Source organism: Neisseria bacilliformis, assembly GCF_014055025.1.
Lineage (GTDB): Bacteria > Pseudomonadota > Gammaproteobacteria > Burkholderiales > Neisseriaceae > Neisseria > Neisseria bacilliformis.
Map to the genome: position 1 here is coordinate 2,095,657 of NZ_CP059571.1, position 26,977 is coordinate 2,122,633.

At 60.8% G+C, this 26,977-nt stretch carries 25 protein-coding genes; 12 read left to right on the forward strand and 13 right to left on the reverse strand.

The features are described from left to right. Nucleotides 1-16 precede the first annotated feature (16 nt). Nucleotides 17-1,141, forward strand: coding sequence for an NlpB/DapX family lipoprotein (bamC, locus tag H3L91_RS10170; protein ID WP_007343760.1), 1,125 nt, complete (start codon nucleotides 17-19; stop codon nucleotides 1,139-1,141). A gap of 446 nt (nucleotides 1,142-1,587) precedes the next feature. Here bamC and H3L91_RS10175 read toward each other — a convergent pair whose 3' ends face one another. Beyond that, on the reverse strand, nucleotides 1,588-2,787 hold the full coding sequence (locus H3L91_RS10175; protein WP_182109834.1) for an IS4 family transposase: 1,200 nt from the start codon (nucleotides 2,785-2,787) through the stop codon (nucleotides 1,588-1,590). Nucleotides 2,788-3,347: 560 nt separating this feature from the next. Beyond that, the gene (locus H3L91_RS10180) at nucleotides 3,348-3,911 is read right to left on the reverse strand and encodes a YceI family protein (RefSeq protein ID WP_040659691.1); all 564 of its coding nucleotides are present in this window, start codon (nucleotides 3,909-3,911) and stop codon (nucleotides 3,348-3,350) included. Between the two features lie 220 nt (nucleotides 3,912-4,131). On the opposite strand from H3L91_RS10180, the gene H3L91_RS10185 reads away from it, so the two are divergent. The 4 genes from H3L91_RS10185 (at nucleotide 4,132) to H3L91_RS10200 (ending at nucleotide 7,355) form a co-directional block, all read left to right on the forward strand. Next, nucleotides 4,132-4,407, forward strand: coding sequence for an accessory factor UbiK family protein (locus tag H3L91_RS10185; protein WP_040659122.1), 276 nt, complete (start codon nucleotides 4,132-4,134; stop codon nucleotides 4,405-4,407). A gap of 122 nt (nucleotides 4,408-4,529) precedes the next feature. Continuing rightward, entirely contained in the window at nucleotides 4,530-5,540 is a 1,011-nt protein-coding gene (locus tag H3L91_RS10190) for an ABC transporter substrate-binding protein (protein WP_007343764.1), read from the forward strand. A 118-nt stretch (nucleotides 5,541-5,658) separates the two neighbouring features. Beyond that, the gene (locus H3L91_RS10195; protein ID WP_007343765.1) at nucleotides 5,659-6,564 is read left to right on the forward strand and encodes an ABC transporter permease; all 906 of its coding nucleotides are present in this window, start codon (nucleotides 5,659-5,661) and stop codon (nucleotides 6,562-6,564) included. Continuing rightward, on the forward strand, nucleotides 6,561-7,355 hold the full coding sequence (locus tag H3L91_RS10200; protein ID WP_007343766.1) for an ABC transporter ATP-binding protein: 795 nt from the start codon (nucleotides 6,561-6,563) through the stop codon (nucleotides 7,353-7,355). Before H3L91_RS10195 ends, H3L91_RS10200 begins: the two co-directional genes overlap by 4 nt. A 568-nt stretch (nucleotides 7,356-7,923) precedes the next feature. On the opposite strand, the gene H3L91_RS10205 is transcribed toward H3L91_RS10200, so the two are convergent. Next, on the reverse strand, nucleotides 7,924-8,370 hold the full coding sequence (locus H3L91_RS10205) for a four-helix bundle copper-binding protein (RefSeq protein WP_007343769.1): 447 nt from the start codon (nucleotides 8,368-8,370) through the stop codon (nucleotides 7,924-7,926). Nucleotides 8,371-8,581: 211 nt separating this feature from the next. Between H3L91_RS10205 and pqiB the strand changes: the two genes are divergently transcribed. Both pqiB and H3L91_RS10215 read left to right on the forward strand, forming a co-directional pair. Then, on the forward strand, nucleotides 8,582-10,207 hold the full coding sequence (pqiB, locus tag H3L91_RS10210) for an intermembrane transport protein PqiB (protein WP_007343770.1): 1,626 nt from the start codon (nucleotides 8,582-8,584) through the stop codon (nucleotides 10,205-10,207). Nucleotides 10,208-11,076: 869 nt separating this feature from the next. Beyond that, complete coding sequence (locus H3L91_RS10215; RefSeq protein ID WP_244958461.1) at nucleotides 11,077-12,807, forward strand: Na/Pi cotransporter family protein; 1,731 nt, start codon at nucleotides 11,077-11,079, stop codon at nucleotides 12,805-12,807. A gap of 364 nt (nucleotides 12,808-13,171) precedes the next feature. Here H3L91_RS10215 and H3L91_RS10220 read toward each other — a convergent pair whose 3' ends face one another. Continuing rightward, entirely contained in the window at nucleotides 13,172-14,512 is a 1,341-nt protein-coding gene (locus tag H3L91_RS10220) for a DUF2868 domain-containing protein (RefSeq protein ID WP_040659125.1), read from the reverse strand. A gap of 202 nt (nucleotides 14,513-14,714) precedes the next feature. Here H3L91_RS10220 and H3L91_RS10225 point away from each other — a divergent pair, with 202 nt between their 5' ends. Then, on the forward strand, nucleotides 14,715-15,194 hold the full coding sequence (locus H3L91_RS10225) for a DUF2004 domain-containing protein (RefSeq protein ID WP_007343774.1): 480 nt from the start codon (nucleotides 14,715-14,717) through the stop codon (nucleotides 15,192-15,194). 65 nt (nucleotides 15,195-15,259) lie between these two features. Here the strand turns inward: H3L91_RS10225 and H3L91_RS10230 are convergent, their stop codons facing one another. The 5 genes from H3L91_RS10230 to H3L91_RS10250 form a co-directional block, all read right to left on the reverse strand. Further along, entirely contained in the window at nucleotides 15,260-15,802 is a 543-nt protein-coding gene (locus H3L91_RS10230) for a hypothetical protein (RefSeq protein ID WP_007343775.1), read from the reverse strand. A gap of 303 nt (nucleotides 15,803-16,105) precedes the next feature. Then, on the reverse strand, nucleotides 16,106-17,584 hold the full coding sequence (gene ubiD, locus H3L91_RS10235) for a 4-hydroxy-3-polyprenylbenzoate decarboxylase (protein ID WP_040659693.1): 1,479 nt from the start codon (nucleotides 17,582-17,584) through the stop codon (nucleotides 16,106-16,108). After that, nucleotides 17,581-17,964, reverse strand: coding sequence for a hypothetical protein (locus H3L91_RS10240; RefSeq protein WP_154647223.1), 384 nt, complete (start codon nucleotides 17,962-17,964; stop codon nucleotides 17,581-17,583). The genes ubiD and H3L91_RS10240 overlap by 4 nt, the downstream gene beginning before the upstream one ends. A 336-nt stretch (nucleotides 17,965-18,300) precedes the next feature. Next, on the reverse strand, nucleotides 18,301-18,618 hold the full coding sequence (locus tag H3L91_RS10245) for an NGK_0946 family protein (RefSeq protein ID WP_040659127.1): 318 nt from the start codon (nucleotides 18,616-18,618) through the stop codon (nucleotides 18,301-18,303). Between the two features lie 41 nt (nucleotides 18,619-18,659). After that, nucleotides 18,660-18,899, reverse strand: coding sequence for a hypothetical protein (locus H3L91_RS10250; RefSeq protein WP_040659695.1), 240 nt, complete (start codon nucleotides 18,897-18,899; stop codon nucleotides 18,660-18,662). Nucleotides 18,900-19,295: 396 nt separating this feature from the next. Here H3L91_RS10250 and H3L91_RS10255 point away from each other — a divergent pair, with 396 nt between their 5' ends. Both H3L91_RS10255 and H3L91_RS10260 read left to right on the forward strand, forming a co-directional pair. Further along, entirely contained in the window at nucleotides 19,296-20,822 is a 1,527-nt protein-coding gene (locus H3L91_RS10255; RefSeq protein ID WP_007343782.1) for a sodium-dependent transporter, read from the forward strand. Beyond that, nucleotides 20,819-20,920 (forward strand): methionine/alanine import family NSS transporter small subunit, encoded by a 102-nt coding sequence (locus H3L91_RS10260; RefSeq protein ID WP_040659129.1) that lies wholly within the window; start codon nucleotides 20,819-20,821, stop codon nucleotides 20,918-20,920. The genes H3L91_RS10255 and H3L91_RS10260 overlap by 4 nt, the downstream gene beginning before the upstream one ends. Before the next feature lie 358 nt (nucleotides 20,921-21,278). Here the strand turns inward: H3L91_RS10260 and H3L91_RS10265 are convergent, their stop codons facing one another. The 4 genes from H3L91_RS10265 to H3L91_RS10280 all read right to left on the reverse strand — a co-directional run bounded on the left by H3L91_RS10265 (nucleotide 21,279) and on the right by H3L91_RS10280 (nucleotide 25,086). Then, nucleotides 21,279-22,694, reverse strand: a complete 1,416-nt coding sequence (locus tag H3L91_RS10265; RefSeq protein ID WP_007343784.1) for a porin family protein — start codon at nucleotides 22,692-22,694, stop codon at nucleotides 21,279-21,281. Nucleotides 22,695-22,806: 112 nt separating this feature from the next. Continuing rightward, a complete protein-coding gene (locus H3L91_RS10270; RefSeq protein ID WP_040659131.1) occupies nucleotides 22,807-23,415 on the reverse strand; it encodes a transferrin-binding protein-like solute binding protein in 609 nt (202 codons plus the stop codon). A gap of 22 nt (nucleotides 23,416-23,437) precedes the next feature. Then, entirely contained in the window at nucleotides 23,438-23,770 is a 333-nt protein-coding gene (locus H3L91_RS12195) for a hypothetical protein (RefSeq protein WP_220457344.1), read from the reverse strand. Nucleotides 23,771-23,946: 176 nt separating this feature from the next. Beyond that, complete coding sequence (locus tag H3L91_RS10280) at nucleotides 23,947-25,086, reverse strand: extracellular solute-binding protein (protein WP_040659135.1); 1,140 nt, start codon at nucleotides 25,084-25,086, stop codon at nucleotides 23,947-23,949. A gap of 295 nt (nucleotides 25,087-25,381) precedes the next feature. On the opposite strand from H3L91_RS10280, the gene rpsT reads away from it, so the two are divergent. Continuing rightward, nucleotides 25,382-25,645 carry a 30S ribosomal protein S20 gene (gene rpsT / locus H3L91_RS10285; RefSeq protein ID WP_007343788.1) on the forward strand — a complete coding sequence of 88 codons (264 nt, stop codon included), beginning with the start codon at nucleotides 25,382-25,384 and terminating at the stop codon, nucleotides 25,643-25,645. A gap of 126 nt (nucleotides 25,646-25,771) precedes the next feature. After that, nucleotides 25,772-26,908, forward strand: a complete 1,137-nt coding sequence (locus H3L91_RS10290) for a phospholipase A (RefSeq protein WP_007343790.1) — start codon at nucleotides 25,772-25,774, stop codon at nucleotides 26,906-26,908. The last annotated feature ends 69 nt before the right edge of the window (nucleotides 26,909-26,977 follow it).

Below are 26,977 nucleotides of genomic sequence, written 5' to 3' on the forward strand. Positions count from 1 at the left end.
TCCACACGGAGTCCGCATGAACCCCATCAAACCCACCCTCATCGCCGCCGCAGCCCTCAGCCTGGCCGCCTGCTCCGGCAGCAAAAAAGAACAACCCAAGCTCGACTACCAGTCGGAAAACCGCAAAATCGTCAACCTCGAAGTCCCCCCCGACCTCACCAACCCCAACCAGGGAAACCTCTACCAACTCCCCGCAGGCAGCGGCGCAGTCCGCGCCAGCGACGTCGCCCGCCGCACCGCCGCCGGACAAACCGCCGGCCAAAAAGTCCTCACCGGCGTCAAAGGCGTCAAAATGGAACGCGACGGCAGCCAACGCTGGCTCTCCGTCTCCGGCCGCCAGCCCGCCGAACTCTGGCCCCTGCTCAAAGCCTTCTGGCAGGAAAACGGCTTCACCATCGCCAGCGAAGAACCCGCCATCGGCCAAATGGAAACCGACTGGGCGGAAAACCGCGCCAAACTCGGCGGCGGCGGCCTGCGCAGCATCCTCGAAAAAATCGGCCTCGGCGGCATCTACTCCACCAGCGAACGCGACAAATTCATCGTCCGCGTCGAAAAAGCCAAAAACGGCGGCACCGACATCTTCTTCGCCCACAAAGGCATGAGCGAAACCTACGCCGATCGCAACAAAGACACCACCATGTGGCAGCCCCGCGCCAACGACCCCAACCTCGAAGCCGCCTTCCTCGCCCGCTTCATGCAATACCTCGGCGCGGACGAGCAGCAAATCCAAAACCAGCTCGAACGCACCGCCGCCGCCGACAACAGCAACGCCGCCGGCCTCGCCAAACTCGAAAACGGCAGCCTGCTGCTCACCGGCGACTACGCGCGCAACTGGCGGCGCACCGCCCTTGCCCTCGACCGCGTCGGCCTCACCGTAACCGGACAGAACACCGAAAAACACGCCTTCCTCGTCCAGCCCGCGCAAAACGAAAGCGCGTCCCTGCAAGAGAAAAAACCCGGCCTCATCGGCCGCCTGTTCGGCAAAAAAGCCAAAGCCCCCGCGCCCGTCCCCGACCTCATCGTCTTCCTCGAACCGGCCAACGGCGGCGCGCGCCTGCAAATCCTCAACAAAGACGGCAGCCGCTACACCGGCCCCGAAGCCTCCGCCTGGCTCTCCCGCCTGCACACCGAACTGCGCTAACCCGCCCCCAGCGCAAACAAAAGGCCGTCTGAAAACCGTATTTGCGATTTTCAGACGGCCTCTGTTGTTCAGGTAGGGTGGGTCTTGACCCACCAAAACCGCTGCAACATGCCGCTTCCTGCAACGGTGGGTCGAGCCAAGGTAGGGTGTGTGGCGCAAGCCACGCACGCGGTTTCTGTGTTTGAGAAAACGAGCGGATTGGTTATGCGGCAGGGAACGCGTGCATCGCCTTGGGGCAACACACCCTACCTTGGATTCGGTATTGGCCGGATGGTGAAGAGGCCGTCTGAAAATCGAGTTTGTAGATTTTCAGACGGCCTTTGAACGGAAGAAACCGCGTGCGGCGCCACACACCCTACATCAGCCCACCTGCCGTCATTCCCGCGCAGGCGCACTACTGTCCGGAATAAGTCCCCCTTAAACATCAACACCCTACACACTTGACATCAAAACAACCTTTCCTGCGCCTCCATCCACACCTCCCTCTCCCGCCTTCGCTGCGCATAGCAGGCATACAGTGTTTGCGGTCGTTCAAACAAACAACCCGCAATCCGTGCGTACAGCAAATGCAGGTTGTCGTAGGTTCGTGTGTTTTGCTGGTACAGCTTCAACAGCAGATACGCCATCATCGCGCACAACAGTTGCAGTTTCACCGCATTGGCATTGCGTCCGAAAAAGCGTTTGAGCTGCAAATGTTGTTTGAGCCATTTGAACAGTAATTCAATCTGCCAGCGTTGTTTGTAGGTATCGGCAATCTCTTGGGCGGGGGCGGTCAGGTTATTGCTCACTAGCACCAAAGGGGCTTTGTCTTCGCGTTTGACGGTAATGCGGCGTAGGGTTTTGCTGTGGTAATGGTTGAGTCGGTTGCTGTTCTTCTTGTGTTTGAAGCGGATGTATTCGTCTGCCAAGATGGTTGCATTGGTGTTTTTATGGGTATTTTCGTTGGTGTTTGGGTTTTCAGACGGCATTATGCGTTCTACCACTTGAACGGCGGCATTGGTTTTAAGACGGGTAACGAAACAGGCTCCTGCGTTATCCAATTCTGCCCACCAGTTGTAATCGCAATAGCCTTTGTCAAAAACATAGGTTGCGCCTTTTTCAGGCTGCACGATGTGGCGTTGGTCGATGTCGTTGATGGTGGCATCGGTGATGCTTTGGGCGGTGGGACAGCCGTTGGCATGGTTCATCAGTATATGAATCTTTAAACCAGCAATGCGTCCGTTGTTACTGACCCATTGGTCAAAGCCGCGTCCTTTGAGGGCGATGGGGGTGGAATCGATGAGGTAGGGTAAGTCGGCGGTTTCTTGTGTGGGTTTGCGCAGGGTGCGGCTGCATGTGCGCATCAGTTCGGCGAGCATATCGGCAAAGGGGCGGGTGTCGCGTTTGGCGAGGGCTTCGGACAGGGTGGAGCGGCGGATGCTGCGGACGTTGAGGTGGTAGTGGTGGCTGCTGTTGGCGTTAAAGGATTGTTCCAGGGTGCGCAGGCTGTTGCTGTGGCTGAGGTGGGCGTAAACCATGGAAACCAGTAGGTTGTGGCAGCCGAAGCCTTTATTGTGTTTGTCTGCCTGATATTTGCGGATGTGGTGCCGGAAGCGTCCGTGCATGATGGGCTTGATGATTTGTTGGAGTCGGCTTATGCCGTACATGGTTGCAGTCCTGATGTTTTTGAGTTGACGCTCCGGGGTTTACCCGTAAAAACGTTGGGCTGCAACCTTTTTGTTTTGGGGTGGGGATTTTTATTCCGGACAGTAGTGCGCGCAGGCGGGAATCTTTTCTGCTGTTCGACAATTCTTGAAGCAGCAAGCATTTGTTCACACCCGACAAGATTCCCGCCTGCGCGGGAATGACGGAACAAGGGGTTTCAGATCCGTAGGTCGGGCATTCATGCCCGACGGACAACCGCCGACAACTAAAAAATGTCGGGCATAAATGCCCGACCTACCAAACTACCCGTTGCCGCCAAGGTAGGTGTGTGGCGCAAGCCATGCACGCGGTTTCGGGTTTGTGGGGAAACCGCGCGGATTGGTTATGCAGCAGAGACCGCGTGCGTCGCCTCGGGCGACACACCCTGCCTTGGATTCGTCAGGGGCGGCAAATAAAAGGCCGTCTGAAAACCGTATTTGCGGTTTTCAGACGGCCTCAAAGCCTGTTTTCGGAAGCGTCATCCCCGCGTTTATGCTCTGAAAGAGTACCGGCGGGGACGGCCTTATTTCTTGGCCGCTTCGATTTGGATGTTCAGCTTCACGTTTTTGGTCATGCCGGCGGAGACCAGGTAGTCCACGCCCCATTTGGTGCGGTCGATCATGGCGGAGAAGTCGCCGCCGCACACTTCGGTTTTTTTCATCGGGCTCTGGTAGCAGTTGAACTTGGTGGCTTTGAGGGTAACCGGATGGGTCTGTCCCAGCATGGTCAGGCGGCCCTGCACGGCGGCGACTTTGTTGCCGTTGAAGACGAATTTGTCGGACACAAAACGGATTTCGGGGTATTTTTCGGCGTTGAAGATGTCGGCCGATTTCAGATGGTGGGTAAACTCGTCGCTGCCCGATTGCAGGTTGGCCAGCGGCAGCAGGGCTTCCACTTTGCCGGTTTTTTTCGCCGCGTCGAAGTCCACCGTGCCGCTCACTTTGTAGATGCCGCCCACGTTGCTGCTGGTGCCGAAGTGGTCGATTTCAAAGCGGGCGTTGGAGTGGAAGGGGTCGATTTCGTACTGCGCGGCGGACGAAACAGCGGCTGCGGCGGCCAATACGGCGGCGAACATGGTTTTTTTCATCATGGCGGGTCTCCTTGCGGGATGGTTGGAAAGCGGCGATTGTAGCAAGTTTGCGCAGTTTGGTAAGCATTATCAGGAGAAAAGCGGCGTTTCCCCGTCGGAAACGCCGCCGCATGCGTTTTCAGACGGCCTCTCTTCCCCTGCGGGATTTTGCCTGCCGCCGGTTTCGCTATACAATGCCGCGTCTTTCGCAACGCACGTTATATATAAGGAAACAGCCATGTTCGGTTCAACCGTTTTAGAAGAGATTTCAAGCAGAATCAGCGAAACCATCGCCAACAGCCCGGCCAAAGATGTGGAGAAAAACATCAAGGCCATGCTCGGCAGCGCGTTCGGCAAGATGGATTTGGTTACCCGCGAGGAATTCGACATCCAGCAGCAGGTGCTGGTGAAAACCCGCACCAAGCTGGCCGACTTGGAAGCGCGGCTGGCCAGGCTGGAAGCCGCGCAGCCGCAGGAGGCCGCCGCGCAGGCAGATGGCGCGCAGGCCGTCTGAACACGCCGCCGATTTGGCGAAGAGGCCGTCTGAAAACTGTTTTTCAGACGGCCTCTTCGCTGACAAATCCTTACAAAAAAACGCTATAATCGCGCCTTTTCATCCGCCCCGAACCCGCCGCCATGAACGCAAAAACCGCCGCCGTATGCTCCCTTTTCGCCGCCGCCGTGCTGGCCGCCTGCTCGCCCGCCGAACAGAAAACCGCCGCCGGATCCGGCGCGTCCGCCCCCGCTGCGGCGGCGGTGAAAAAAGTGGCCATCACCGCCATCGCCGACCATCCCGCCCTCGACACCATCCGCGCCGGCGTAATCGACGGCCTGAAAGCCGAAGGCTTTGAAGAAGGGAAAAACCTGGTCATCGATTTCCAAAGCGCGCAGGGCAGCACCGCCAACGCCGCGCAAATCGCCAAAAAATTCGCCGGCGACCAGCCCGACGCCATCGTCGCCATCACCACCCCCAGCGCGCAGGCCGCCGCAGCCGCCACCAAAACCGTCCCCGTCGTTTACACCGCCGTTACCGACCCCGTGGGCGCGAAACTGGTCGGCAGCTTCGCCCCCTCGGGCACCAACATCGTCGGCGTGTCGGACGAACTGCCCGTAGGCCCGCAAATCGGCCTGATGAAAAAACTGGTGCCCAATCTGAAAACCATCGGCTATGTGTACAGCCCGGGCGAAGTCAATTCCGTTACCGTGCTCAACCGCCTGAAAGAAAAAGCCGCCGCAGAGGGCTTGCAGGTGGCCGAAGCCCCCGCCGCCCGCTCCGCCGACGTGCTCACCGCCGCCCGCAGCCTCGCGGGCAGGGCCGACGTGATTTTCACCTCGCTCGACAACAACGTCGTCGCCGCCTACGAATCGATGTACAAAGCCGCAAGCGAGAGCAAAATCCCGCTGGTGGCCTCTGATGCCGACTCGGTAACGCGCGGCGCGGTGGCGGCGATGGGCATGGATTCCTTCGGCACGGGGCAGAAGGCCGGGCGCATGACCGCCGCCATCCTCAAAGGCGCGAAACCGGGCGACATGCCCTCGGAAAAACTCGACCGCCTCGAACTCTACCTCAGCAAAAAACACGCCGCCGCGCTGGGCATCGCCCTGCCGCCCGAGCTGCTCTCCGAAGCCAAAAAAATCAAAGAATAAACCGCCAAACCCCGTTTTCAGACGGCCTCCACCGCAGCGGCGGCGCAGGCCGTCTGAAAACAAAGTTCCGGCAAAGCGAAACCGCCCACCCGCCCGCCCCCACGAAAGACCCCCGCCCATGTCCCTTATCGCCTTCTTCGGCGGCATCGAAACCGGCCTGATCTACGCCCTGGTCGCCCTCGGCGTGCTCATCTCATTCAGCATCCTCGACTTCCCCGACCTCACCGCCGACAGCAGCTTCCCGCTGGGCGCAATCGTGTTCGCCGTGTCCGTCGGCGCGGGCATAAACCCCTGGCTCGCCTGCCTCCTCGCCTTCGCATCCGGCGCGGCGGCGGGCGCGGCCACCGCCCTCTTGCACGTCGGCCTCAACATCCTGCCCCTGCTCTCCGGCATCCTCGTCATGGTCGCTCTCTACTCGCTCAACCTGCGCATCGCCGGCGGCTCGCCCAACCTCCCCCTTATCGACACCCCCAGCGTGTTCTCCCCCTTCGTCGCCGCCGACTTTTCCAACCAGTATTGGGTGCAGCCCCTCGTGGCCGCCGGCTTCGTCCTCGCCGCCAAACTGCTGCTCGACTGGTTTTTCAACACCCAAACCGGCCTCGCCGTGCGCGCCACCGGCGTCAACGCACGCATGGCGCGCGCCCAGGGCGTCAACACCGGCGGCATGATCATCCTCGGCATGGCACTCTCCAACGCCCTCGTCGCCCTCGGCGGCGCGCTCTTCGCCCAAACCAGCGGCAGCGCGGACATCACCGGCGGCATCGGCACCATCGTCATCGGCCTGGCCGCCGTCATCATCGGCCAAAACCTGCTCCCCTCCTCCCGCATCGTCCTGCTCACCCTCGCCGCCGTCCTCGGCGCAGTGGTCTACCGCCTGATCATCGCCTTCGCCCTGGGCAACGACGCCCTGCAAAACCTCGGCGTGCGCCCCACCGACCTCAACCTCATCACCGCCCTGCTCGTCGTCGCCGCCCTGCAAATCCCCGCCGTCAAAGGCCGTCTGAAAAGGAAACACGCGCCATGATGCAGGCCGAAAACCTCACCGTAACCTTCCACCCCGGCACTCCCGCCGCCACCCCCGTGCTGCGCGGCATCAGCCTCAACATCGCCGAAGGCGAATTCATCACCGTCATCGGCAGCAACGGCGCGGGCAAATCCACCCTGCTCAACGCCATAAGCGGCGACATCATGGTAAACGGCGGCCGCATCCGCATCGGCGGCCGCGACGTAACCCGCCTCGGTGCCCGCCGACGCGCCGGCCTCGTCGCCCGCGTCTTCCAAGACCCCCTCACCGGCACCTGCGACACCCTCAGCATTGAAGAAAACATGGCGCTGGCCTACTCGCGCGGCCGCCGCCGCAGCCTTGCCCCCGCCCTCAACCGCCAAAAGCGCGAACTGTTCCGCGAAAAACTCGCCACCCTCAAACTCGGCCTCGAAAACCGCCTCAGCGACCGCATCGGCCTGCTCTCCGGCGGCCAGCGTCAGGCCGTCAGCCTGCTCATGGCCGGGCTGCAGCCGAGCAAAATCCTCCTGCTCGACGAACACACCGCCGCCCTCGACCCCAAAACCGCCGCCTTCGTCCTCGAACTCACCGAAAAAACCATCGCCGAAAACCGCCTCACCGCCATGATGGTTACCCACTCCATGCGCCAGGCACTCGACTACGGCAGCCGCACCGTCATGCTCCACCAGGGCCGCGTCGTCCTTGACGTCGGCGGCGAAAAACGCGCCGGCCTCGACGTGCCCGACCTGCTCGAACTCTTCGGCCAAACGCGCGGCGGCGAAATCACCGACGACAGCCTGCTGCTGGACTGAACGCACCCGTGCCTTACGTAGGGTGTGTGGTGCAGCCACGCACGCAGTCTTTGTTGCACAAACCGCCCCGCCCCTTCAATCCCAACCGCGTGCGTCGCCTCGGGCGACACACCCTACCGAATGGCAGAGGCCGTCTGAAAAAAAGTTTCGGCGCAGCCAAAACCCGTTTTCACGTTTTAACTTCATTGAAGCCGACTTTCAGACGGCCTCTGCGTTTTGCGCGATTCGTAGGGTGGGTCTCGACCCACCGTTTGCGGGATCGGCACGTTGCGGCGATTATGGCAGGTCAAGACCCACCCTACCCGAATGGAAGAGGCCGTCTGAAAATCCTTAAAACCGTTTTTCAGACGGCCTCCCACTGCCGCCCGCGCCTTACGTAGGGTGTGTGGCGCAGCCACGCACGTGTTCCCTGCCGCCCGACAAATCCGCGCCTTTTCCCAAAACCCCAACCGCGTGCGCGGCCGTGCCACACACTCTGCCCAAACAACAAGAGGCCGTCTGAAAACCCGTAAAACAGGTTTTCAGACGGCCTCTTAACACTTTTAAATCCCGTCAAAACCGCAAACGTTTAAGCGGCGATGGCTTCGCAGGCTTTGGCGCAGGCGGTGCAGGATTCGTAGCAGGCTTTGCACTCGGCGTGGTGGGCGGCGTGTTCCTTGCAGGCGGCGGCGCATTGTTTGCAGGCTTCGGCGCACACTTTGGCCAGCGCGGGGGTCAGGCGCGAGCGTTGGGCGGCGAGGTTTTGCAGCGCGCCGCACAGGGCGAGCATCTGGTTGGCGGCGACGGAGCAGTCTTTCATGGAAGTGTCGCCCTTGTTCAGCAAAGCGATACAGTGGGCAAGGCACACCTGGCCGGCGGCGACGCAGTGGCCGGCGGCGGCGCGGGCGGCTTCGTAGGGGTTGGCGGCGGCGGGCGCGGCGTGGCTGTGGCCGGCGTGGTCGTGGGCTTTGGCCAGCGAGGCGGCGGCGGCGAGGGAAACGGCGGCGGTGCTGCCGATAAACTGACGACGGTTCATTTCTTTATCCTTATTTGCTTGGTTTCAACAGATTGAATTGCAACATTAGAAAAGCCTTTTGTTAAAAAAGGCCGCGTTTTCGCGGACGGATATTAACATACGTTACGGCCGTCTGAAAACGCGCCCGCGCCGCCGAATGCCGCGAGCGTTTGCCATCGCCGCAGCGAAACGGCATAATCGCCGCCTTTGTCCACGCACCGCACCCATTTCCATGTCCCAGCCCAGCCCCGTCCCCGCCCGTTCGCGCGTCCGCAAAAGCAACGCCGCCGCCTCCCTTGTCTGGATTGTGCCGCTTTTGGCCTTTTTGGTCGGCGGCTGGCTGCTGTTCGACCACATCCGCAACACCGGCCCGAAAATCACCCTCTACCTCGACAGCGCGGAAGGGCTGGAAGTCAACAACACCGTGGTGCGCGTGCTGAGCGTGAACGTCGGCAAAATCACCAACATCCGCCTGCGCGGCGACGGCAAGGGCGTGGAGCTTACCGCCCAGCTCAATGCCGACGTGAAAGACATGATGAAAACCGACACCCAGTTTTGGGTGGTGAAACCGCGCATCGACGGCAGCGGCATTTCCGGCCTCAACACCCTGGTTTCCGGCTCCTACATCGCCTTCATCCCCGGCAAGGCCGAGCAGAGCAAAGACACCTTCGAAGTGTCCGACATCCCGCCCGTGGCCGCGCTCGGCCAAGACGGCCTGCGGCTGAAACTCTCCGGCGGCGTCGGCAAAATGCTCGACATCGGCGCGCCCGTGGTGTACGAAAGCCTGCCCGTCGGCCAGGTGGAAAGCGTGCATTTCGACCCCGAAACCCGCCGCACCGACTACACCGTCTTCATCGGCCACCCCAACGACACCCTCATCAATGCCCGCAGCCGCTTCTGGCTCGACAGCGGCATCCGCCTGCGCACCGACGGCGGCGGCTTCCAGCTCGACAGCGCGCCGCTGGGCGCGCTCATCTCCGGCGCAATCGCCTTCTCCACCCCCGACAAAACCGCCAAAGCCGCCGCCGAAGGCCAGCAGTTCGAACTGTATGCCAACCGCGCCGCCGCAGACAGCCTGCCGGGCGAACGCGCCATCTACTACACCGCCTTTTTCAAACAGTCCGTGCGCGGCCTCGCCGCCGGATCACCCGTGGAATACAAAGGGCTGCGCGTCGGCAGCGTCGCCGACGTGCCCTACTTCGCCCCCGGCGACAGCCTCAAACTGTTTTCAGACGGCCTCATCCCCGTGCGATTGCGCATCGAACCGCACCTGATTGAGAAAAACGCCGACCACGAAAGCCGCGAATACTGGCAGAACGCCCTGCAAACTGCCTTCGCGCGCGGCCTCACCGCCTCCCTCGCCGCCGACAACCTCATTCTCGGCAGCAAAATGATCGAACTGGCCGACAACGGCAGCGGCGCGCCGCTCAAACCCGCCGCCGAATACGCCGGCGTGCCCGTCATCGCCACCCGCAGCGGCGGCGGCCTCGACGACCTGCAAAACCAGCTCTCCGCCCTGCTCGACAAACTCAACCGCCTGCCGCTGGACAAAACCGTGGGCGAACTCAACGGCAGCCTCGCCGAGCTCAAACACACCCTCAAATCAGCCAACAGCCTGCTGGCCAAACCGCAAACCCAAGCCATCCCCGCCGAGCTGAACCAAACCCTCGCCGAACTGCGCCAAACCCTGCGCGGCGTCTCCCCCGCCTCGCCCGTGTACCGCGACGTGCAGGACACCCTGCGCCGCATCGACCGAACCTTAGGCGACGCGCAGCCCCTGCTCGACACGCTGAAAGAAAAACCCAATTCTCTGATTTTCAACCAAAACAGCAAAGACACCGTGCCCAAAGGGCAATAGGCGCGCGCGCAGGAAAAGGCCGTCTGAAAAAGCGTTTTACGGTTTTTCAGACGGCCTTTGCCGTTTAAGTAGGATGTGTCGCCCCAAGGCGACGCACGCAGTCTTTGTCGCGCAACGAATCCGCGCCTTCCCCAAAATCCAAACCACGTGCGTGGCTGTGCCACACACCCTACCTTCGCAGCAGAGGCCGTCTGAAAAAATAACCTCATTCCAGCCTGCTCGGGAATATAGTTGAATAAAATAAAAACTATCCGTCGTAGGCTGGGCTTCAGCCCAGCTAACCCACTATTTCTCTGAAATTTTGCTGGGCTAAAGCCCGGCCTACGACTGGGTATTTTTACTCTTAATCCACTATAACGAAAGGCGGGAACATACGTAGGGTGTGCCGCCCCGGGGCGACGCACGCGCTCCCTGCCGCGCAACGAATCCGCGCCTTCCCCAAAATCCGAAGCCGCGTGCGTGGCTGCGCCACACCTACGCCCGCAGAAAATCAAAAAATGCCGTCATTCCCGCGTAGGCGGGAATCTTGGTTGATATTCAACAATTCTTGAAGAAACAAACCATTGCTTGAAGCCCGACAAGATTCCCGCCTGCGCGGGAATGACGAAAGGACGGGGCTAACGTAGGGTGTGTCGCCCCAAGGCGACGCACGCGGTCTGTGTTGTGGCAACAGAGACCGTCTGAAATCCATCATCCGCGTGCGTGGCTGCGCCACACACCCTACCTTCGCGGCAGAGGCCGTCTGAAAGCACCACTTCACGCCTCCGCGCTGCCTTTTCAGACGGCCTTTTCGGTTAGAATGGCGGCGTTTTCGGCTGCACGCGCAAAGGGGAAATCGAAAGATGGTCAGGCTGGTTCAGAAGTATTTTTTGTTCGCCGTCCTGCTGCTGGCTCTGGCGGCGAGTTTCGCATACAGCCCACCGTGGCTGCGGCTGTGCTACGGACTCGCGCTGTTTCTGTTCGGGATGCAGAACATCGAAGAGGGGCTGCGCAACGCGGCGGGCGGGCGGCTGGAAAGCTGGATGCGCGCGTCCACTTCCACGCCGTTCAAAGGCGTGCTGTTCGGCACGGGGGCGACGCTGGTGTTGCAGTCGAGCACGCTGGTCGCGCTGCTGGCGATGGCGTTTTTAAGCTCGGGGATGATTTCGCTCGCGGGCGGGATTGCGATTATTTTGGGCACCAATCTGGGGGCGACGGGCGGGGTGTGGCTGCTGGCGGCGGCGGGGCAGAACATCAGCCTGTCGCCCGCCGCGCTGCCGATGATGGTGTTCGGCATCCTGATGGGCTTTTTCGGCGAGCGGCGCGGCGCGTTCGGGCGGGTGCTGGTGGGCGTCGCGCTGATTTTCCTCGGCGTGGACGAAATCAAAAACGGCTTCCACGCCTTTGGCGCGGGCATCGATTTTTCCGGCACGCAGATCGGCGGCATGGGCGAAGTGCTGCTGTTTTTCGCCGTCGGCTTTCTGCTGACGGTGGTGTTGCAGTCGTCGCACGCCACGCTGCTTCTGGCTCTGGCGGCCTTGTCGGGCGGGCAGCTCACGCTGATGCAGGGCTTTGCCGTGGCGGTGGGCTCCTGCGTGGGCACCAGCGTGTCCACCGCGCTGGTGGGCATGCTCGGCAGCGAGCGCGGCGGACAGCGGCTGGCTGTGGCGCACGTGCTGTTCAACGTGGTAACGGCGGCTCTGTCGCTGGCCGCGTGGTGGCCGCTGACGCATTTCGTGATGGCGGCCGGGCAGTGGCTGGGGCTGAACGAGCTGCTGCAACTGGCCCTGTTCCACACCCTGTTTAACCTGTTGGGCATCGCCGTGTTCTGGAAGCTGCAAAACCGCCTGGCCGCCGAACTATGCCGCCGCCTGCCCGACAAAGCCCCCGCCGAAGCGGCCGCCGCGCCGCAGTATCTCAACGCCAATATGCTCCTGTCGGCCGAAACCGCGCTGATGGCGTTGAGCCGCGAAATCCGCCATCTGGACAAAGCGGGCATGGAGGTGATGTGCCACGCGCTGTTTGTGCCGCCGCAGCTTTTGTACGACGATGAAACCGACGGCAAAAACCTGCCCGCGCCCGTGCCGCCGCTGCATTTGGACGTGCCCCAGCTTTACGAGACGCGCATCAAGCCGCTGTTCAGCGCGATACTCGACTTCACCGGCCGGCTGGATTTGTCGGAAAACGCGCATCAGGAACAGCTCACGCGCGACCACACTGCCGCCTGGCGCATCGTGGAAACGGTAAAGGAAAGCCAGCATTTGCAGAAAAACATGCAACAGTATCTGACCGATGCCGCCTCGCCCGCCGCCGCCGACTACCTGCGCCTGCGCCGCCACGTGTTCCAAACCCTGCGCCTCTTCTGCCGCGCCGACGATCTGCCCTCGGGCGCAGAACGCGCCGCGCTGCTGGACAAGCTGCGCACCCACACCGACTCGCTGGAAACCTTCCGCGGCCGCGTGATGGTGAAACTGCGCAACAAGGAACTCAACGGCTGGCAGGCGTCCTCGCTGCTCAACGACATCAACTACGCCCGCCGCATCGGCCTGGGCGTGGCCGAAATCCTGCAATCGCGCACGATCGAAAACGCGGCGCAGGAGGAAGGCGCGGCGGCGGCGTAGAGAGACAGCACGGATACATTGGAGGCCGTCTGAAAAGCCGTTTATGGCCTTTTCAGACGGCCTCTGCCGTTGAAGTAGGGTGTGTGGCACAAGCCACGCACGCGGTTTCGGATTTTTGGGAAAACACAGAATCCGTTGCATGGCAGAGACCGCGTGCGTCGCCTCGGGCGACACACCCTACGTATGATTCCACCCTTCCGTCATTCCCGCGCAGGCGGGAATCTTGGCGGTTGGACAAATGCTTGTTTCTTCAAACATTGTCTAATTTCAAAAAAGATTCCCGCCTGCGCGGGAATGACGGAACAACAAGGGTTTTGGCTGCGCCGAAGCTGCGCTTTCAGACGGCCTCGTTCCCCTGCCCTGCCTACGTTTTGCGCCGCCGCTGCGCGGCCTGCGGCGGCAGCAGGCTGGGGATGTTGCGTTCGGACAGGGCAGCCTGCCATTGGCTGAGGATGTCATCCGCGTCTTCGGGTACGGGGTCGGCTTGCAATAGCTGCACGATTGCGCCGCCTTGCGCGGCGGCGGCGAGGGCGGCGGTTTGGCGCAGAATGCCCCGGTCGGGCACGGTGTGGGCGCGGATGCCGATCAGGAGCTGCACCGGCTGCGCGGCCAATTCGGCCAGCAGCGCGGCCACGGCGTCGCGGCTGTCGGCAACGCCTTTATCGAGCCACTGCCGCGCCGCCACGCTGCGGTGCCAGTTTTTGTCCGGCCACGCGGTTTCCAGCATCACCGCCCACTGCGCCGCGCCGGTGTCCGCCGGCGGGGGCGGCAGCACGGGCACGCTTTCGCCCTGCGTGTCGGCATCGGTAATCTGCGTCTGCCAGCGGCGGATGATGTTTTGGTAATACGGTTTGTCCAGCGGCAGGCCAGAAGCGGCGCGGCGCAGCAGCAGTTTGCACGCCGCCCACGCAATCAGGCGCGGCAGGATGCCGTAGCAGAGGATGCAGCCGACCAGCAGCCACGCCCAAGCCTGCGCGTCGGCGGCGTTGCCGTGCGTGCGCCCGTGCAGCACGGCGGCGGCATCGGGCGCGGGGAAGCCGAGCGCGGCGGGCAGGCGGGCGAGCGCGGCGACGATGCCCGCGAGCGCGGAGCCGTCGAGCAGGGTGCTTTCCCAATTGAAGGTGTACTGGCGCACGGAAAGCAGCAGCAGGATGCACACCAGCATGCCGCAAAGCGCGGCCAGCCACAGGCTGTGCGCGGCCGCGCCGGCCAGCCAGCGGGCTTCCGGCCTGCGCCATTCGGCGGCGGTGAGGCGCAGCAGGGCGAGGCTGACCGGATCGCGCCCGTGCAGCCAGCCGGTGGGACTCGATACCGGCAGCGTGCCTTTGCGCCGCAGCAGAACGGCGGCAGCCAGCCAGGCCAGCAGCATCACGGTATTGGTGCCCAGCACGCCGGCAAGGACGAGGAAGAAATTCAGCCCTTTTTCGTCCATCAGGGCGTAAGTGGCGGAAAAGGAGGCGGAAAACAGCAGAGTGGCGGCCACCACCCACAGCCAGAACACGCCGCTGCGGCTGCGTTGCAGCGCGTCGGCGAGGCGGCCGTCGCTGTCGATCAGCGCGGCGCGGCGCAGCAGGCGTTGCTCCGCCCCGCCTCCCTCATAGCGCAGCGATTCGGTAACGGTTTCGGGGTCGGCGGGGAAAACATGGCCGTCTTCTTCGAGCAGGCGGACAAGTTCGGCCAGGCGGCAGGCGGGGTCGGATAACATGGTTCGGATTCTGATGGCGGCGCAGCGGATGCAGGCCGTCTGAAAAGCTGTGGATTCTAACATACCTTTTCAGACGGCCTTTTCGTGCTTTGAGGCCGTCTGAAAAAACGGATTTGCCGTTTCGGCTGCGGCTAAGCCGCGCTTTCAGACGGCCTTTACTGTATCACTCCATTCCCTTTTTACCCGTTAAGGAGCAAAAAAAATGCCAAGCCTAAACCACCCCTATTTCGGCGAGCTTGACACCGACGCGCTGGAAGAAGTGGACGTACTCTGGGAGAGCGAAACCGATTTGAACGGACAGGCCGTCAATACCCAGCTTTGGGCGGCGGCAGAAACCGAACCGGATGCCGCCGAATTGGATCAGTTTGCCGAACGCCTGCAAAACCTCGCCGAACTGAACAGCCGCGCCCGCGCCGCGCTGCAAGCCTATCTGGAAAAGGACAACATCTACATCACCTGCCACCGCGAAGAAATGGAAGGCGGCGACGCCCTGCCCGACACGCCCGCCGCCTTTGTTGCCGCCATGACCCTGCACAGCATCGCGCTGTGGCACCAAGACCCGTATGAAGAAGGCAGCCCGCTGGTGCTGGACTATATGATAGACCCCGACAACAGCGATGAGATTCTGGCGGTTTCCGTAGCGGCGGACGGCGAAATCCAAGAAATCAGCTGGGAAAGCTGAACAACGCGCAGAGGCCGTCTGAAAACCTGTTTTTCAGACGGCCTCTGCCTTAACGCTACGCCTGTTTACTTCTGCCTCACCCGCCACCACACCGCGCCCAGCCCGGCCGCCAAGCCCAGCAGCGCGGGCGCAACCAAGGCGCGGGCGGATGCGCCGCTGCCCATCAGGCTGAACGCCACTTTGCCCAAGGCCGCCGCGGCCAAAACCGCTGCCAAGCCCTTGCCGCTGCGCTGCCATGCCATACCGACCAGCAGCGCGAAATACGCCAGCACGGCAAGCGTGTACAGCCCGGTTTGCAGCGTCCAGCCGCCGCGCAAAAAAGCAATTTCATCGGCAAGAAAACGCGCCACATCGGCATCGGCAACAGCGGGCGCGGGAAACCACGCCATGCTGGTGAGCAGCGCGAAGATGCCCGCCATCAGCCCCGCCCAACTGCGCCGCCACGCCGCCAACATGATGGGAATCAGCAGCAGCGGACGGACATACCAGCTTAATACGTTGTGATGCCGCGCAAACAGCCAATCCTGAAACGCATGGTTCACCAATGCTTGTTCCACAAACACGATGGAAAGGGCGAGAAAAACAAACGCAATGATGCGGCGGGGCATGGGGATTCCTTAGGGTTTGTTGGCAATCAGCTTTTGACGCGGATTTTGCGTCATAAAACGGCAGATGCAAGGCGCAAATGCGAGCTTATACCGCCCATTGAGAGTATTTGCAACGCGGTAGATGCTGTTTTATGACGCAAAATCCGCGTCAAAAGCTGAATGTTAACAGCCCCTAACGGCAGAGGCCGTCTGAAAAAACGAAACCGCTTTTTCAGACGGCCTTTCCGTATTTTTCAGACGGCATCAGAGGCAGCCTGCGGAGCGCAGCGGAGTTGCGAAGCTAAAACCGATTTTAAACCCGTATCACAACCCCAGCTCCCCCCAAATCCCGTCCACTTTCGCCACCACCGCCGCGTCGCGCGTAATCGGCACGCCCCATTCGCGGCTGGTTTCGCCTGCCCATTTGTTGGTCGCGTCCAAGCCCATTTTGCCGCCCAAGCCGCTGACGGGGCTGGCGAAGTCCAGATAATCAATCGGCGTGTTTTCCATCAACACGGTATCGCGCACAGGGTCCATGCGCGTGGTGATGGCCCAGATGACTTGTTTCCAGTCGCGCACGTTGATGTCGTCGTCCACCACGATGATGAATTTGGTATACATAAATTGGCGCAGGAACGACCAGCAGCCCATCATCACGCGCTTGGCGTGGCCGGCGTATTGTTTTTTCATGCTCACCACTGCCATGCGGTAGGAGCAACCTTCGGGCGGCAGATAGAAGTCCGCGATTTCGGGGAACTGTTTTTGCAACAGCGGCACGAAGACTTCGTTCAAAGCCTCTCCCAACACGGCGGGTTCGTCGGGCGGCGCACCGGTGTAGGTGCTGTGGTAAATCGGGTTTTCGCGCATGGTGATGCGCTCGACGGTGAACACGGGGAAGTGGTCTTGCTCGTTGTAGTAGCCCGTGTGGTCGCCGTAGGGGCCTTCCAGCGCGGTTTCGTTGGGGTGGATTACGCCCTCTAACACGATTTCGGCGCGGGCGGGCACTTGCAAATCGCTGCCGAGGCACTTCACGAGTTCGGTGCGTGCGCCGCGCAATAATCCTGCGAACTGGTATTCGCTGAGGGTATCGGGCACGGGGGTTACTGCGCCGAGTATGGTGGCGGGGTCGCAGCCGAGGACAACGGCAACAGGATAGGGCGCGTCGGGGTTTTGGGCGCGGAAGGCTTGGTAGTCCAACGCGCCGCCGCGATGGGCGAGCCAGCGCATGATGAGTTTGTTTTTGCCAAGCAGCTGCTGGCGGTAGATGCCGAGGTTTTGCCGTTTTTTGTGCGGCCCGCGCGTTACCGTCAAGCCCCACGTTACCAGCGGGGCGACGTCGCCCGGCCAGCAGTGCTGAATGGGCAGGTCGTACAGGTTTACCGCGTCGCCTTCCAGCACGATTTGCTGGCAGGGGGCGTTTTTGACGATTTTGGGTGCCATGCTCCAAATGTCTTTGAGCAGCGGCAGTTTGGCGAAGGCGTCTTTGATGCCTTTGGGCGGCTCGGGTTCTTTGAGGTAGGCGAGCGTTTTGCCGATTTCGCGCAACTGGCTGATGTCGCTTGCGCCCATGCCGAGGGCGACGCGCTCAGTTGTGCCGAACAGGTTGGCGAGCACGGGGTAGGCGTAGCGGCTGCCGTCTTGCCGCACGGGGTGTTCAAACAAGAGCGCGGGCCCTTGCGCACGCAGCACGCGGTCGGCGATTTCGGTGATTTCCAGATGGGGGGAGACGGGGGCGGCGATGCGTTTCAGGCTGCCTTGTTGTTCCAGTTGGGCGAGGAAGTCGCGCAGGTCTTGATATTTCACAGGCAGCTGCCCCATGAGTTGAGTTCTTTGCCCTGCAAGCGGTTTTGCTTGTCCATTTTCAGTTTGAGTACAAGGAAATAGCCGTCGCAGATTCTGTTTTTGGCATGGACTTCGGCGCGGCCGTCCGGCAGGTTGGTGGAGGAGTAGCTGGCGGTGGCGGCGTCGTAGTCCAGTTTCACGCCGTGCCGTGCCTGCCAGTCTTTAATCTGCGCCTCATCTGCGCCGACAGGCAGCTCGTCCACGCGGTTTTGCCATTGGGCTTTGGCGGCGGCGATTTGTTGGCGGGTGGTTTTGTCTGCGTCGCCTGCGTCGGAAGCAGGCAGGCTGCACGCGGCCAGCAGCAGGAGGGCGGCAGCAGCAGCGGACATAAACGGTTTCACGGGGTTTCTCGCTTTCTTTGGAGGGTGAATGGGGGGGGGGCAGGCAGCCGGAAAGCTGCGATACGGTTTTTCAGACGGCCTCTTGTTATTTTCGGCAAAAAGACAAAAACCGCCGGCAATGATACCCCACTGCCGACGGTTTGCGCTGCGCTGTTTTGCCCGGGGGCTGTTTGCAATTGGTCTGCGCAGCGGGTTTTGCGTCAGAAATCGGCAGATGCGAGGCGCAAACCGCAGCAAGGTTGGACACCTTGCGGGGATTTGCAACGCGGCAGATGCCGTTTTATGGCTGCCGTTTTATGGCGCAAAAACCGCCGTAACACCAAATGCAAACAGACCCTAACGGAAGGCGCGGATGATGGCTGCCGTGCCGCCGATCAGGCCGACCGCACCGGCGGCGGTGCCCATGCCCTGACGGATGCTGTCGTGCTTGTTGGCGCGTTTTTCGCGTTCCAGTGCCAGCTCTTCGGACACGTTGGCGCGCTGGCGGCGGTGCTGTTCGAGCTGGGCGCGGCTGATTTGCGCTTCTTTGCGGTTGCGGCCGGCGTTGATGGCGGCGTTGTCGTCGCCGATGGCGTAGTCGCCGACCGACTGGCCGGGGCTGGTGCAGGCGGATAAGGCCAATGCGATCATCAGGGAGGCGGCTAATGCTTTCATGTTCAAACTCCTATGTTCCTGTTATTTAATATGTTTGCGGTTTAACGCAGGATATAGACGCGGCGGCCTTCGTTGGCGCGGCGCACGGCGTCGGCGGCGTTCATCATTTCTTCGCGGTCTTCGGCGCGGCGTTCGGCGCGTTCGGCACGCTCGGCGCGGTTGACGGCCTCGGCGTTTTGTTCCAACTCGGCGGGGGAAAGGCGGCTGACATAAGGCTGGCTGCCGACGCACGCGCTGAGCGAAACGGCGGCGGCCAAGGCCAAAACGGCGGATTTCAACATGGTTGTTCCTTTGTTCGGATGATTAAAAACAACAAAATTCTGTTTACCGAATTTAACCAAAATGCTGCCGTCCATCAAGTAATTCCTCCATGAAACCATATTCCGCCCGCCCTCTGCTGTAACGGGAAAACGCCGTTGCTTTGCGGGCGCGTTGCGCCGCCGCGCCGGACGGTTTCGGCTGCGCCGAAGCTGCGTTTTCAGACAGCCTGTTTGCCTGCTCTCTGTCCACTGTTGTCTGCCGGGATCTGTTTGCAATTGGCACTCGCAAAACTTTACACAAACCAGTATGATGGCAGCCTTTTTTATTATCCCGTTTTGCCCGCCGCCCGTTTTTCAGACGGCCTCTGCTTTTGCATACGGCGGCAAACGGGCAGGCCAACATCAAGGAGGCGTTCCGTGTCGGAACAACAAGAACAACGCGCAACCTTTTCCAGCCGCAAGGCGTTTATCTTCGCCGCCATCGGCTCGGCCGTGGGGCTGGGCAACATCTGGCGGTTTCCCTATGTCGCCTACGACAACGGCGGCGGGGCGTTCGTCATCCCCTACCTCGTCGCCCTGCTCACGGCGGGCATCCCGCTTCTGCTTTTGGAATACGCCATCGGCCACCGCTATCGCGGCTCGCCCCCGCTGGCCTTCCGCCGCGTGCGCAAATGGCTCGAACCTTTGGGCTGGTGGAACGTGATGACCAACGTCGTCATCTGCATCTACTATGCCGTCATCCTCGGCTGGGCGGCCAGCTACACCTGGTTTTCCTTCACCGCCGCATGGGGCGCGGATCCGCAGGCGTTTTTCTACAACGACTACCTGCGCATGGCCAAAGACCCCGGTGTGAGCCTGGACATGGTGTGGCCGGTGTTCCTGCCGCTCTTGGGCGTGTGGCTGTTTACCATCGCCATTATCGTGCTGGGCGTGCAAAAAGGCGTGGCGCGCTCCTCGGCAGTGTTCATGCCGCTTTTGGTGATTATGTTCCTGATTATGGTGGGCGTCGCCCTGACGCTGCCGGGCGCGGCCAAAGGGCTGGACGCGCTGTTTACGCCCGACTGGTCGAAGCTGGGCGACTCGGGCGTGTGGATTGCCGCCTACGGGCAGATTTTCTTCTCGCTTTCCATCTGCTTCGGCATCATGGTTACCTACTCTTCCTATTTGAAGAAAAAATCCGATTTGGCGGGCACGGGGCTGGTGGTCGGCTTTGCCAACAGCAGCTTTGAAGTGCTCGCCGGCATCGGCGTGTTCGCCGCGCTGGGCTTTATGGCGCAGGCGGCGGGCAAGGAAGTGTCGGAAGTGGCCGCCTCCGGTCTGGGGCTGGCCTTCGTCGCCTTCCCCACCATCATTAACCAGGCACCCTTCGGTACGCTTTTGGGGCTGCTGTTTTTCGCCTCGCTGGTGTTTGCCGGCATCACTTCGATGATTTCGATTGTGGAAGTGATAGTGGCGGCGGTGCAGGACAAATGGCGGCTCGGCCGCGTATCCGCCACACTGGCCGTGGGCATCCCGATGATGATTGTTTCCTCGCTGCTGTTCGGCACAACCACCGGCCTGCCCGTGCTCGACGTGCTCGACAAATTCGTCAACGCCTACGGCATCGTCGCCTCGGGCTTCCTGTATGTGCTGCTGATGGCGGCCACCAAAACCCTACCCAAGCTGGCCGCGCACATCAACGGCATCTCCTCGTTCAAAGTCGGCAAAATCTGGTACGCCTGCGTGGCGGCCACCTTCGGCATCCTCGGCTACATGCTGGTTTCCGACAGCATCAGCCTGCTGGACAAAAACTACGGCGGCTATCCCGACTGGTTTCTCAACATATTCGGCTGGGGCATGTCGCTGGCCCTGGTTGCCGGCGGCCTGCTTCTGAGCGCGCTGCCGTGGAAAAAGGAAGAACCGTTTGACGCCGACGCCGAAGACGTGAAAGGAGACGAAAAATGAACGCTTCCGCCATTGTCATGATGCTGGTCGCGCTGGTGGTGATCTGGGGCGGCTTCGTCCTCGCCATCCTGCGCCTGCCCGAAGAAGACGGCGAATAAACCGCCGCGCCGGAAACGCAAACAAAGAGGCCGTCTGAAAACCGTAAAACACGGTTTTCAGACGGCCTCTGCCCTTAGGTAGGGTGTGTGGCGCAAACCACGCACGCGGTTGCTGCGGACGGCGGCATTCGGTGTTGGAAAACGATAGGCCGTCTGAAAAACGGGTTTGCATTTTTCAGACGGCCTTTGCGCAATAAAAACCGCGTGCGTCGCCTCGTGGCGACACACCCTGCCTTAGGAGGCTGAATCCGCGTACACGGCGGAGGCCGTCTGAAAGGCATAGGCCGCGTGCGTGGCTGCGCCGCACACCCTGCTTCGGCTACGGCGGATTCGGCATAGCGGGACATGGAGCGGTTCGTCAGAACTGTTTGGACACGTCCAAAAACACGCGGTTTTCGTGGCGGCGGTAGTAGAAATGGTTGCTTGCCAGATACGACCATGTCCAGTTCAGGTGCGGGGTGAAGCTTTTCCACGACAGTTTTTTGTGGCCGACGGCGGCGAGGACGAAATATTCCGTGTCGCGGCGGCGGATGTTGAAAAAATCCTCGCTGCGGTAAAGGCTGCGGCGGATGCTGCCGTTAAGCGAAGTAAGCAGGCCGTCGCCGCCTGACCAGCGGCGCGTCCAGCCTGCGCGCAGGCTTGCGTGGCGGTAGGCTTCCGCAGGGTCGCGGGCGTTTTCGCGCCCCGCGCCCGCGCCGAACACGAAATACTGCTGCGGCGAGCTTTGGTACACCAGCGAGAGTGCGCCGCCGTGGCTTGCGCCGTCGAGATAGTCGCGTTCTTCATGCTTTTTATAGCCCGTCTGCCAGCTTGCAAACAGCATGGTTTTCGGCGACAGATTGTGCGAGCGGCGCAGCACGCCGCCTGCGGTGTGCGAATAGGCTTCCGTGCCGTACCAGCGTTTTTCGGCAAAGGGCGTCAGGGCGGTTTCGCCGCTGCCGCTGCGGTACACCGGCCCGGCTTCGATGCGGGCGTTCAAATCGTCGTAATCGTGCGCGTCCCAATAGAATTTGCCGTAAACGGAAGCCTGCACCCGCGCCGCCCAGTGTTTTTTTACGGGCAGGGTTTTGACGGCGGAGGCATCGTAGCCCAGCCCGTGCGCGGCGCGGGGTTCGGGGAAACGCCAGGGGCCGTATTCGCGCTCTTTCGGCGCGCGGCCGACATTGCGATCGGCGAGGTAGTAGGCGTTGGCGTCAAACTGCCAGGCGCGGTCGCGTTTGAGGTAGTCGGAAAAGCTGTTGAGAAAGGCGGCCGCATCGGGCGGCAGTTCGGAGGTTTCCTTCACTTCCGCCACTTCGGCGGCGGCTTCGCGCGTTTGGCCGCTTTGCGACAGGGTGAGCGCGAGTTGCAGGCGTACGGGGGCGTAGCCCGGGTTTTGCGCAAGGATGCCGCGCAGCTTTTCTTCGGCGCGGGCATATTGCCCGTCTTCGCGCAGCAGGAAGGATTCGGCGTAGTCTTCCAGCACCGCGTCGCGCCGTTCTTCGTCCAAACGGCGGTAAAGCGGCAGCAGGAAGCGGATGTTTTCAACCTGCTGCCGCGCCACGGCGGTGTCGAGGACGTTTTGCAGCAAATCGGGCTGCGCGATCAGCTCGTCTTCGCTCATGGAAACAGAGCCGTCGTCTCCTTCATGTTCGGACGCGGGCAGACGGGCTTCGTGCTGCATTTGGCGGATTTGGCTACGGTTGGGGTCGGGGTTGTCGTCGTGCGGCGTGGAAAGGGGATCGGCGGCAGCCGCGCAGGCGGCGGCGCAGAGTATCAGGATGGGATAGCGCATGGCGGTAAAGAGGCCGTCCCCGCCTGTGCGGGGATGGCGTTTCTGAAAAAAAAGGGAAAAACCCGTCTGGCCGGTATGGCGGACGGGCTGACGCTTGGCAAGGCGGACGGGCTTACTGTTTTTTCGCGCCGAAGGAGCCGACTATGCCAAGATAGTTTCCATTATTCTCGCCATAATCAGTTTGTCCTTTAAAAATGCCGCCCAACTCGGCCGCCTTCGGGCCGTAGAAATTGCCCTGCATTTCCACTGCGCCTTTTGTGCCGCTAAACGAGTTGCCGCTGATTTTTCCGGATAAAGCCACATAAGCCTTGGAAGGTGCCACATCAGATGCGTCATAAATCTTTCCGTCAATAGTTTTTTCGCCGAAATCAACATTAAATAAAGACGCATTAAGATACCCTGCGAGAGCAGTTTCGGTATGCACATAACCTTTATAGGTGGCCTTGCCGGATGCGGGCACATCATTGGCGACTGTCAGCTTGCCGTAAGCAAATTCATACGTTTTTTCCTCAGCTCCACTTGAAGTGAAAACTGTGGCCATACCGAAACGGACATAGCTCAAGTTGCTTCCGCTAACTTCGATACTGCCATTTTTATCAATAACTTTCAGTAATTTACCGGCTGTCATTCCCAGGCGGACAACAGTAATCTTATGGCTGCCAATCGTGATAACGGAATCTTTGTCGCCGCTGATACTGGCTTTTGTTACTTTTTCGGGCAAATGCCTAGCCAAACCAGTAACATCATAAGCATTGCCGCCTTGGGCTGAGGCAGACGTATTCGGTTTGGACGGTGTACTTGGTGTGGAGGGTTTCGACGGTGTTGTCGGATTGGAAGGCTTCGACGGTGTGCTCGGCGTTGCCGGTTTGGAGGGATTGGCAGGCTGCGAGGGCGTGCCCGGATTGGAAGGTGTAGAAGGTTTCGACTGGTTGTTGCTGCTGTTGCCGTTTTGGCTGTTCTGGTTGCCGTTGGTGTTCGGCGTGGGGTTTACATTGGGCCGGTCGTCCCCCCCCCCCGCTGCTGCACGCGGCGAGGCCGAGGACGGAAGCAAGGGCGGTCAGTTTCAATTTTTTCATAATGCAGTTTCCTTAAAATAAATATTGTGAAATGTCTTAACGACGAGGCGCAATTATAACGGAAAACATTGTTTCTGTGTATGATTTCTTTAAGTTTTGTTGCGAAGAGGCCGTCTGAAAAACTGTGTTTTGCGGTTTTCAGACGGCCTCTTCATGCTTCCAATCAGGCACTCGGTTTAGCTACCCGCTTTGATTTTCTGCCACAAATCAACGGTTTGTTTTTTCGCCTCATTGCTCATCTGCGGCATCACAAAGCCGTCGGCCATGTCCTGGTCGGTGGGGAAAATCGAGCGCACTTTGGTGAGCTTCTGATCCATCAGGGCTTTGGCCGGCAGGCTGGCGGGGGCGAAGGTTACGTAGTTGCCGTTTTTCGCCGCCACTTCCGGCTGTAAGGTGTAGTCGATGTATTTGTGCGCGTTGACCACGTTTTTCGCGTCGGCCGGAATCAGCCATGATTCAATCCAAAAGCCCATGCCTTTGGGGTTGAGCACTTCGATGCCGAATTTGTTGCCTGCTTCTTCGGAACGTTTTTTCGCCATGTTCAAATCGCCGCCGTTGCCCACCGCCAGGCACACGTCGCCACGCGCCAGCTCGTCGATCAGCGAGGGGCTGAACCGTTTGATGTCGGGGCGCACTTTTTTCAGCACTTCGCCCGCTTCGGCGATGTCGGCGGGATTTTTTCCGGCCGGGTCTTTGCCCAAATATTTGAGCAGAATCGGGAACACTTCGCTGGGGCTGTCCCACATGGCGATACCGCAGCCTTTGAGTTTGGACGTGTATTCGGGCTTGAACAGCAGATCCCAGCCGTTTTCCGGCAGCTTGCCGCCCAAAGCCTCTTTGCCCTTGGCGGTAATCGCCACGGTGTTCACGCCGGAGAAATAGGGCACGGCGTATTCGTTGCCCGGATCGGCAGTGGCCAGCATTTCGAGCAGCTTGGGATTGATGTCTTTATAGTGTGGCAGCAGGTCTTTGTTGATTTTCTGATACGCCCCCGCCTGAATCTGGCGCGGCAGGAAGGCGATGCCGGGCACAACCAAATCGTAGCCCGATTTGCCGGTCAGCACCTTGGCTTCAAGGGCTTCGTTGTTTTCGTAGAGGTCGTAAACCAGCTTGATGTTGTTGGCTTTTTTGAAATCGTCAACGGTTTCTTCATCGACGTAGTTCGACCAGTTGTAGATATTCAGCGCGTCGGTCGCGCCGCTATTGGCGGCAGTTGCAGGGGTTTGGCCTTCGGCTTTCGGATCGGTCTGTCCGGCGTTTCCACCGCAGGCGGCCAGTGCCAGTGCAATCGTTGCAGTCAATAAGGTTTTTTTCATGATGGCTATCATTCCTTGCTGTTGATATAAAAATCCGCCGGAACGGAACATTCCGGTACGCGGCGGATTGTAACGGTTTTTTTACAAAAAAACAAAATATTAAACAAACCGTCTCCCCGCCGCCCGCGCAAACGACCGCCAATCGCGCGTGCCGCTTCGGCCGCAGAGGCCGTCTGAAAAGCCGCCCGCAAGCCGAATGCCGGCAGATCCCGATGCTAAAAACCCTTGCTTTCGGGCGGTTTGCTTATTAGAATGCGCGGTTTGCAAAATTCCACTTATTCAGGAGACAACCAATATGGCCAACAGCGCACAAGCCCGCAAACGCGCCCGTCAGGCGGTGAAAAACCGCGCCCACAACGCCGGTCTGCGCACCGCATTCCGCACCGCAGTGAAAAAAGTCCTCAAAGCCGTCGAAGCCGGCGACAAAGCCGCCGCCCAGGCCGTTTACGTGCAGTCGGTAAAAATCATCGACCGCATCGCCGACAAAGGCGTGTTCCACAAAAACAAAGCGGCACGCCACAAAAGCCGCCTGTCGGCCAAAATCAAAGCCATGGCCTGACGCAGTCGCGCGTGAAAGCACACCAGCCCCCGAAAGCCGCCGCCATGCGGTTGGCGGGGGCTTTTTGCAGCCGCCCGAACCGTGTATAACGGCGCACGCGCAACCGCCTTTTCCGGAGCAAGCCGCATGAAACAAACGCTTTACCTGTCCGCCCTCCTCCCCGCCCTGCTGCTGCCAGCCGCCCGCGCCGCCGACGATGCCGCCCTGCAATGCGCCCTGTTGCAGGACGACGCGCTGCGCCTGGCCTGCTACGACAAAATCTTCGCCGCCCAGTTTCCGCCCGAGCGCAGCGTGCAATCGCCACAGCCCGAGGCCAAGCCGCAGCCGGACATCGTGGAGAGCGTGCGCGAAAGCGTGCAATTGCGCGAGCCGGTGCTGGTGGAGCACCAAAACGGCGAAGCGGTGCCCACGGCGGAACTGGCCGACGCGGCGCAGGCCTACACGCCGCTGAGCCGCATGTACGATTTGGACGCCAACAGCCCCGGAGGCATCCTCACTGTGCGCGAACACAACCCGATGTACCTCATGCCCGTGTGGTACAACAGCAGCCCCAACCGCACGCCCTCCTCGCCCACGCGCGGTACCACCACCCAAGAGCGGTTTACCGACCAAAAACGCACCGAAACCAAAATGCAGGTTTCCTTCAAAAGCAAAATCGCCGAAGACCTGTTCAAAAGCCGCGCCGACCTATGGTTCGGCTACACGCAGAAATCCGACTGGCAGATTTACACCCAGGGCCGCCGCTCCGCCCCCTTCCGCAACACCGACTACGAACCCGAAATCTTCATCACCCAGCCCGTGCGCTCCAAGCTGCCCTTCGGCGGCCGCCTGCGCATGATCGGCGCGGGTTTCGCCCACCAGTCCAACGGCCAGAGCCGCCCCGAATCGCGCTCGTGGAACAGGGTTTACGCCATGGCGGGCATGGAATGGGGGCGGCTCACCGTCATCCCCCGCGTGTGGACGCGCGTGTTCGATGAAAAGGGCGACAAAAACGACAACCCCGATTTGGCCGACTACATGGGCTACGGCGATTTGAAACTGCAATACCGCTTCAACGACAAAAAAAACCTGTCCGCCACGCTGCGCTACAACCCGCGCACCGGCTACGGCGCGGCCGAAGCGGCTTACACCTTCCCCATCAAAGGCAAGCTGCAAGGCATCGTGCGCGGCTTCCACGGCTACGGCGAAAGCCTCATCGACTACAACCACAAGCAAAACGGCATCGGCTTCGGCCTGATGTTCCAAGGCTGGGACGGCCTCTGAGGCCGTCTGAAAGCCGCAAAAACGTTTTTTCAGACGGCCTCACACCCCAAAAGGCCGTCTGAAACCAGC

What these genes read in the sequence shown, in the direction of transcription:
- H3L91_RS10265 (WP_007343784.1), bottom strand. Translation starts at nt 22,694, where the DNA reads ATGCGCTATCCCATCCTGATACTCTGCGCCGCCGCCTGCGCGGCTGCC.
- H3L91_RS10195 (WP_007343765.1), top strand. Translation starts at nt 5,659, where the DNA reads ATGTCCCTTATCGCCTTCTTCGGCGGCATCGAAACCGGCCTGATCTAC.
- H3L91_RS10225 (WP_007343774.1), top strand. Translation starts at nt 14,715, where the DNA reads ATGCCAAGCCTAAACCACCCCTATTTCGGCGAGCTTGACACCGACGCG.
- H3L91_RS10290 (WP_007343790.1), top strand. Translation starts at nt 25,772, where the DNA reads ATGAAACAAACGCTTTACCTGTCCGCCCTCCTCCCCGCCCTGCTGCTG.
- bamC (WP_007343760.1), top strand. Translation starts at nt 17, where the DNA reads ATGAACCCCATCAAACCCACCCTCATCGCCGCCGCAGCCCTCAGCCTG.
- H3L91_RS10250 (WP_040659695.1), bottom strand. Translation starts at nt 18,899, where the DNA reads ATGTTGAAATCCGCCGTTTTGGCCTTGGCCGCCGCCGTTTCGCTCAGC.
- rpsT (WP_007343788.1), top strand. Translation starts at nt 25,382, where the DNA reads ATGGCCAACAGCGCACAAGCCCGCAAACGCGCCCGTCAGGCGGTGAAA.
- pqiB (WP_007343770.1), top strand. Translation starts at nt 8,582, where the DNA reads ATGTCCCAGCCCAGCCCCGTCCCCGCCCGTTCGCGCGTCCGCAAAAGC.
- H3L91_RS10180 (WP_040659691.1), bottom strand. Translation starts at nt 3,911, where the DNA reads ATGAAAAAAACCATGTTCGCCGCCGTATTGGCCGCCGCAGCCGCTGTT.
- H3L91_RS10190 (WP_007343764.1), top strand. Translation starts at nt 4,530, where the DNA reads ATGAACGCAAAAACCGCCGCCGTATGCTCCCTTTTCGCCGCCGCCGTG.
- H3L91_RS10245 (WP_040659127.1), bottom strand. Translation starts at nt 18,618, where the DNA reads ATGAAAGCATTAGCCGCCTCCCTGATGATCGCATTGGCCTTATCCGCC.
- H3L91_RS10185 (WP_040659122.1), top strand. Translation starts at nt 4,132, where the DNA reads ATGTTCGGTTCAACCGTTTTAGAAGAGATTTCAAGCAGAATCAGCGAA.
- H3L91_RS10260 (WP_040659129.1), top strand. Translation starts at nt 20,819, where the DNA reads ATGAACGCTTCCGCCATTGTCATGATGCTGGTCGCGCTGGTGGTGATC.
- H3L91_RS10230 (WP_007343775.1), bottom strand. Translation starts at nt 15,802, where the DNA reads ATGCCCCGCCGCATCATTGCGTTTGTTTTTCTCGCCCTTTCCATCGTG.
- H3L91_RS12195 (WP_220457344.1), bottom strand. Translation starts at nt 23,770, where the DNA reads ATGAAAAAATTGAAACTGACCGCCCTTGCTTCCGTCCTCGGCCTCGCC.
- H3L91_RS10220 (WP_040659125.1), bottom strand. Translation starts at nt 14,512, where the DNA reads ATGTTATCCGACCCCGCCTGCCGCCTGGCCGAACTTGTCCGCCTGCTC.
- H3L91_RS10205 (WP_007343769.1), bottom strand. Translation starts at nt 8,370, where the DNA reads ATGAACCGTCGTCAGTTTATCGGCAGCACCGCCGCCGTTTCCCTCGCC.
- H3L91_RS10280 (WP_040659135.1), bottom strand. Translation starts at nt 25,086, where the DNA reads ATGAAAAAAACCTTATTGACTGCAACGATTGCACTGGCACTGGCCGCC.
- H3L91_RS10200 (WP_007343766.1), top strand. Translation starts at nt 6,561, where the DNA reads ATGATGCAGGCCGAAAACCTCACCGTAACCTTCCACCCCGGCACTCCC.
- H3L91_RS10175 (WP_182109834.1), bottom strand. Translation starts at nt 2,787, where the DNA reads ATGTACGGCATAAGCCGACTCCAACAAATCATCAAGCCCATCATGCAC.